Source organism: Flavobacterium glaciei (assembly GCF_003350545.1).
Taxonomy (GTDB): Bacteria; Bacteroidota; Bacteroidia; order Flavobacteriales; family Flavobacteriaceae; genus Flavobacterium; species Flavobacterium glaciei.
Genome location: NZ_QQBA01000007.1, coordinates 157,795 through 164,098, shown reverse-complemented (window position 1 = coordinate 164,098; position 6,304 = coordinate 157,795). Strand labels below are relative to the sequence as shown.

At 31.3% G+C, this 6,304-nt stretch carries 7 protein-coding genes; 2 read left to right on the top strand and 5 right to left on the bottom strand.

Features of this window, described 5'->3' with window-relative positions:
• Positions 1-109: 109 nt before the first annotated feature.
• Positions 110-685, bottom strand: a complete 576-nt coding sequence (locus DFR66_RS13800; RefSeq protein ID WP_146841134.1) for a hypothetical protein — start codon at positions 683-685, stop codon at positions 110-112.
• A gap of 588 nt (positions 686-1,273) precedes the next feature.
• Positions 1,274-2,173, bottom strand: a complete 900-nt coding sequence (locus tag DFR66_RS08270) for a NifU family protein (protein WP_114754361.1) — start codon at positions 2,171-2,173, stop codon at positions 1,274-1,276.
• 169 nt (positions 2,174-2,342) lie between these two features.
• Between DFR66_RS08270 and DFR66_RS08265 the strand changes: the two genes are divergently transcribed.
• Positions 2,343-3,341, top strand: coding sequence for a PorP/SprF family type IX secretion system membrane protein (locus tag DFR66_RS08265; protein ID WP_114754360.1), 999 nt, complete (start codon positions 2,343-2,345; stop codon positions 3,339-3,341).
• Positions 3,342-3,352: 11 nt separating this feature from the next.
• Positions 3,353-3,871, top strand: coding sequence for a gamma carbonic anhydrase family protein (locus DFR66_RS08260; protein WP_114754359.1), 519 nt, complete (start codon positions 3,353-3,355; stop codon positions 3,869-3,871).
• Between the two features lie 11 nt (positions 3,872-3,882).
• On the opposite strand, the gene murI is transcribed toward DFR66_RS08260, so the two are convergent.
• From murI to DFR66_RS08245, 3 genes are all read right to left on the bottom strand, one after another.
• A complete protein-coding gene (gene murI / locus DFR66_RS08255) occupies positions 3,883-4,662 on the bottom strand; it encodes a glutamate racemase (protein ID WP_114754358.1) in 780 nt (259 codons plus the stop codon).
• Between the two features lie 110 nt (positions 4,663-4,772).
• Positions 4,773-5,273, bottom strand: a complete 501-nt coding sequence (locus DFR66_RS08250; RefSeq protein WP_114754357.1) for an OmpH family outer membrane protein — start codon at positions 5,271-5,273, stop codon at positions 4,773-4,775.
• 21 nt (positions 5,274-5,294) lie between these two features.
• On the bottom strand, positions 5,295-6,296 hold the full coding sequence (locus DFR66_RS08245) for an OmpH family outer membrane protein (RefSeq protein ID WP_114754356.1): 1,002 nt from the start codon (positions 6,294-6,296) through the stop codon (positions 5,295-5,297).
• Positions 6,297-6,304 lie beyond the last annotated feature (8 nt).

Here is a 6,304-nt window from a genome sequence, read left to right as displayed (position 1 = left end):
TTGGTTTGTTTTGCAACTTCAAGATACTGAATTTCAGTATCTTGACCAATATCTTTCCCCGATTTTTTTCCTTAATTTAATTTCACCCAACGGGTTATTTTTTTTAAAATTAATCTGCGTCTTCTTCTATTTTATTTATAGTTTCTTTAGCTTTTTCAAGAGTGTCTCCATCACCATCATTTGCCAATTCACTTGCTTTTTCAGAAACAGTTTCAACAGTATCAGTAGCTATTGTTTTAGTTTTACTACCTATTTCTTCGATTTTTGTTGTGGTCGCGGCAGTTTTTTCTTTTATGGATTCTACTGCTTTTTCTGAATATTCAGTCACAGTTTCTTTTGCATGACCAGCAAATTCTTCTACTTTATCTATAATTGGAGCGGCAGTTTCTTTTACTTTTTCAAATGTTTCCTCTACAAATGTTTCTGCTTTTTCAAAGTATGGAGTTGCGGTTTCTTTAGCTTTTTCAAAAGTTTCTTCTGCATATGTTTCTGCTTTTTCTAGGTAAGGAGCAGCGGTTTCTTTTGCTTTTTCAAAAGTTTCTTCTGCATATGCTTCTGCTTTTTCTAGATAAGGTGCGGCAGTTTCTTTTGCTTGATCAAAAGTAGTTTCGGCTTTGTCAGCTAGTTCGCTGGCAGTTTCTTTGGCTGAGCCAAATAAATTCTTAAAAAATGTAGACAGTCCCATGGTTTTTTTATTTGATTAGACTCGCAATATTAAACATTTTTTTTAGGATTGCTTTATTAAATTACTAATAATTTACTGTAAATCAGTATTTGATGTCAATTTTGTCTTGTTTTATCAAGCATAAATTAACGTTTATTATATTGTCTAGTGTACCGATATAAATAATTTCAATTTTTTCCTCCGCCAGATTGATTCTGTTTGAAAACACAATAAAACTATTAACAGTAGAAAGTAAGTCAACGAATAGTCTTAAAAATAACATCTTGAAATAAAAAAAGCGTTCGATATATCGAACGCTTAAATGTAACTATAAAAATAAACTATTGAAGTTCAAATTAAATTTTAGGTTTGCTCTATATTATGTGATTTTAACTCCACTTATGGCAGTTATTTTAACTTTAGTTTGTTTGTGTTTATCCATCATTGCTTCCCTTTTCGAGTAGCGTTTTCCCAACTTATAATTGAACTAACAAGTACTTTAATTACTGTATACTAAAATAATTTCTGCATTTAAATCAAGAATAATATGTATTAAATTTAATACGGCAACTGCGCATTTGTAAATATAAAATTTACAGTTTGTTGTGCTTATGCGTTAGTTGCTTCCACTTTTATTTCATTGTCGTTCAACATACTTTTTAGCATGTTTTCGATACCGCTTTTTAAAGTAAATGTTGATGAAGGACAACCACTGCAAGCTCCTTGAAGGATTACTTTTACGGTCTTGTCGGATTCATTATAGGAATCGAATGCAATATTTCCACCATCAGCTTGTACTGCGGGTTTTACATATTCCTCTAATATATTAATTATTTGTTGTGAAGTTACATCTAGATTATCAAACTCTTTTGCTTTATTGTCTTCTTCTGCAGTAACTGCCTGAATGAAATTTTCATCTAAAACTGTTCCACCATTTTCAATATATTGCTTGATGAAACTTCTTAATTCTAATGATATTTCCTGCCATTCGTTAATTTCATATTTAGTTACCGATATGTAGTTTTCATCGATAAAAATCTCTTTTACATAAGGAAATTTAAAAAGTTCTTTGGCTAATGGTGATGCACCTGTTTGATCAATATTTTTGAATTCGATAGCGTTTTTAGTCAACATCTTACTCACTACAAATTTCAATGTAGCTGGATTTGGAGTAGTTTCTCCATACACGGTCACAGGCTGTTTTTTAGATTTGTTATTGTCAATTGTAATAATTATTCCACCATTGTTTACAAATGTTTCTATTTGTTCTGCTACGGCATCTTTGACATCGTCCCATTCCACAATACTGAATCTTTCAATTGCAATGAAATTTCCGGAAATATATACAGTTTTTACAAAGGGTAAATAAAATAATTGTTGCGCAAGTGGAGAGGTTTTAGCTTCGTCAATGTTTTTATATTCAAAACTTTCATTTTGTGTTATAAAATCTTGAAATTCAAACTTTAGTATAGTTGGGTTTTGTGTTTCTTTTATGCTAACTTTATTCATGATTTTTAAATTTTTACAAATTTAGTAAAGTTATTTTCTACGAATAACTATATTTGGGTTTTTAATGAATAAATTAACTTTAGTTTAATTTTTAGATAAGCTTTTTGTCTATATTTTCCACAAAAATTTTATTGATTTAAAATTGTTCATTCTCGTAAAATGTAATTAAATGTATAATAAAATTAAATTTTTATCTGCTCTTTTTTTCATATCATTTTATTCCTTTTCGCAGGAAGGAATTCCTGTTTATTCCGATTACCTTTCAGATAATTATTATTTAATTCACCCTTCAATGGCTGGTGCTTCAAATTGTGCCAAAATCAGACTTACAGGTCGTAAACAATGGTTTGATCAGCAAGATGCTCCAGAACTTCAAACTTTGAGTGTTAATGGTAGCGTGGGGGAAAATGCAGGTGTTGGAATTATACTTTTTAATGATAAAAACGGATATCATTCTCAAAAAGGGGTCAAGTTTAGTTACGCATATCATTTGATGTTTTCAAGAAATGAAATTGATTTGAACCAATTGTCTTTTGGAATGAGTGCTGGATTAATTCAAAGTCAATTAGATGAAACGGAATTTATGCAATCTGGTGATTTTGATCCTATTATTGATGGAACTATCGTGCAAAAGGATTCTTATTTTAATGTAGATATAGGGGCATCATATAACTACTTGGATTTTTATGCTCATGCTACGGTAAAGAATGCGATTGAGACCAGAAGAGATATATACACTGAATACGAAAGCGATAATTTAAGAAAGTATTTATTGAGTGCCGGGTATATTTTTGGTGACAGAGATAAAATATTATGGGAGCCTTCTTTTTTATTCCAAATGGTTGAAAGAACGAATGAAAAAGCAATTGATATTAACATCAAAGCTTATAAGACACTGGATTTTGGAAAGCTTTGGGGCGGATTATCATATAGAAGAAGTTTTGATGGTGCAGAATATCTTGACGGAATTTCTGTTTCTAAACAAAAACTACAATACATTACCCCTATCATAGGAGTTAATTTTGACAAATTTATGTTTGCCTATACTTATTCTCAATTATCGGGTGCTGTCAAGTTCGATAATGGTGGCTATCACCAAATCACTTTAGGTATTGATTTGTTTTGTAAGCCTGTGAAATACGATTGTAACTGTCCTGCAATTAATTAATTTGTTCTATCATGCTAATAAAATCTGTTAACGGCATATCGCCTTCAATTCCTGACGATTGTTATGTTGCTGAAAATGCCACTATTGTAGGTGATGTTTCCTTTGGTGCAAATTGTAGTGTTTGGTTTAACGCTGTAATTAGAGGAGATGTAAATTTTATCAAAATTGGCAATAAAGTAAACATTCAAGATGGAGCCGTTATTCATTGTACATATAAAAAACATCCAACAATTATAGGAAATAATGTTTCTATCGGCCATAATGCTATAGTTCATGGTTGTACAGTTCACGATAATGTGCTAATAGGAATGGGAGCGATTGTGATGGATAATTGTTTAATCGAAAGTAATTCTATTGTTGCAGCTGGTGCTGTAATTACACAAAATACAGTGGTAACATCTGGTACAATCTGGGCGGGAGTTCCTGCTAAGAAAGTGAAAGACATTGATCAATCTGATTTTGCAGGTGAAATCGAACGTATTTCTAATAATTACGTCATGTATTCCAGTTGGTTTAAAGAGGAAGAATAGAGACAATTCTTTTAAAAATATTTTTCTTCAACTTTAAATTTATTGCCTAAAATTTCATTCAAAACTTTTGGATTTGTATTGGTAAAAAAAATAGGCTGATTATTCTCAGCAGATGAAAAACCTACTTTATCTCGCAATATGTTTTGTGTTTGTTTAGCGACGGCTTCACCAGAATCTATAATTTGAATATGATCTGGAAGTATTTTTTTTATTTGAGGAATTAGATAAGGATAGTGACTGCAACCCAAAACTAAACAATCAATATTAGCTTCAATCATCGGATTCAGATAGGAGTGAAGCAATTGTGCCATTTCTGGTGAGTTGATTCCCCCATTTTCTATAAGCTGGACTAATCCATGCCCAACCTGTTCTATTATTTTGGTATCTTGGTACTTCTCGGTGGTTTTATTGAAAAGTTCACTATTTAGCGTGCCTTGTGTTGCTAGGATTCCTATGATTTGAGTTTTTGAATGTGTGACTGCTGGTTTTATGGCAGGTTCAATTCCTATGAAAGGAACGTTGTATTTAGCTCTTAACTCCTGTATAGCATTTGTTGTAGCAGTATTGCAGGCAACTACAATCAACTTGCAGTTCATTTCAAGCAGAAATTCTGTATTTTTCATGCTTAATACAACAATCTCCTCTTTAGATTTTTGTCCGTAAGGTGCATTTTTACTGTCTGCGAGATATATGGTTTTTTCATTTGGCAGCAGTTGATGAATTGCTTTCCAAATAGAAGTTCCGCCAATACCGGAGTCAAAAATTCCTATAGGTTGATTGTTATTATTCATAAAAACAAAGTTACATGCTATGATTTAAATTTCCTATGATTTGTTTTAAACAAAAAAACTGCTCAACCTTATTTTAGGCTGAGCAGTTTTTATGCATTAAGTAATTTTTTTTAAAAACCTAAATCTTTTTTTACATCTAATGTCAAGTTTGGACCATCAGCAAGTAAAAGAGAAGAGCCATCAAGAATGTATTGGAATCCTTTTGCTTTACCTACTTTTTGGATAGAAGCTCTTACTTTTTCCATTAATGGTTTTACGATATCAGATTCTTTTTGTTGCAATTCTTTTTGAGCATTGTCTCTAAAATCAGAAATTCTTTTTCCCATATCTTGTACTTCTTTAGAACGGTCAACGTTTACAGCTTCGGTAACTGTCGCAGCTTCAGCTTCGTATTTTTTTAATTTTGCTTGGTATTCTTCAACCATTTTTTTGTAATCAGCATCATAAGTAGTACTCAATTTGTCTAATTGTTTCTGAGCATCTAACATTGCTGGCATTTTTGTCATAATTTCACTTACATCTACATGAGCTGTTTTTGCTTGTGCATTAATTGTTTGATTTGCTCCTAACATTAAAATTGCGGCAATTAATAGAGTTTTAATTTGTTTCATCGTTTTTAAAATATTTAGTAATTAATTATTGTTTGTATTTTCTTTTAATTTTTCTTCTTTGGCTTTTTTAATAGCTTCTCGATCATCGAGTATTTTTTTTCTTTTTTCTTCTAATATCTTTTTGCGGTCTTCCAATACTTTTTTGCGGTCTTCTAATAATTTTGCTTTTGCATCAGCTTGCTTTTGTTTCGCCTCTTCTGTAGCCACATTATTTCCTGTTAAATTAGTTGGCGTATCTTCTTTTTTAACATTTGCAGAAACCGTGCCATTTTTTTTAGCTTCTCTATCCTCCAGAATTTGTTTTCTTTTATCGTCAAATTCTTTTTTCTTTTGCTCTTGCAACAATTTGCGGTCTTCTAAAACTTTTTCTCTAGTAGCCTTTTTTTCGTCTAAGAGTTTTTGTCGTTCAGCTAATGCTGGATTTTCATCTATTGCGTCTTCTTTGCTTTCTCTTGCTTCTGCTTCTTTTTGTTGTTTCTTTGTTAGTTGTTCTCTTTTCTCTATCCTATTTAATGTTCGTAGGATTTGATCACTTATGTCAAATCTTTTTGCTGCAAATAACATGGTCAAGTCAGAAGTTTTATCAAAAATAAAATCATATTTTAATCTTTCAGCAATGTCCTGAACTGCTGTAAAAACTTGATCTTGTATTGGTTTGATCAAAACTGATTTTTGGTTCACCAAATCTCCGTTGGCACCAAATCTTTTTTGTTGGTATTCTAAACTTTCTTTTTCAAGAAAATTAATTTCTGTTTCTCTTTCGTCAATTAATTCTTTTGTCAATAACGCTCTCTCGGCCTTTAAAGATTCCTTCAGTTTATTGATTTCAATTTTCTTTGTGTCGATTTCCAGTTTCCATTTTTCAGCTTTTAACTCTAATTGAGTCTTAGCTTCCGAATAATCGGATACATTTTGCAAAATGTATTCCATATCAATGTAACCTATTCTGGTTCCTCTGACTTGTGCATTAATAGTTTTTGTCACAACTAATGCCAAACATAGATATAAAAATTGTTTTCTCATAACGATTC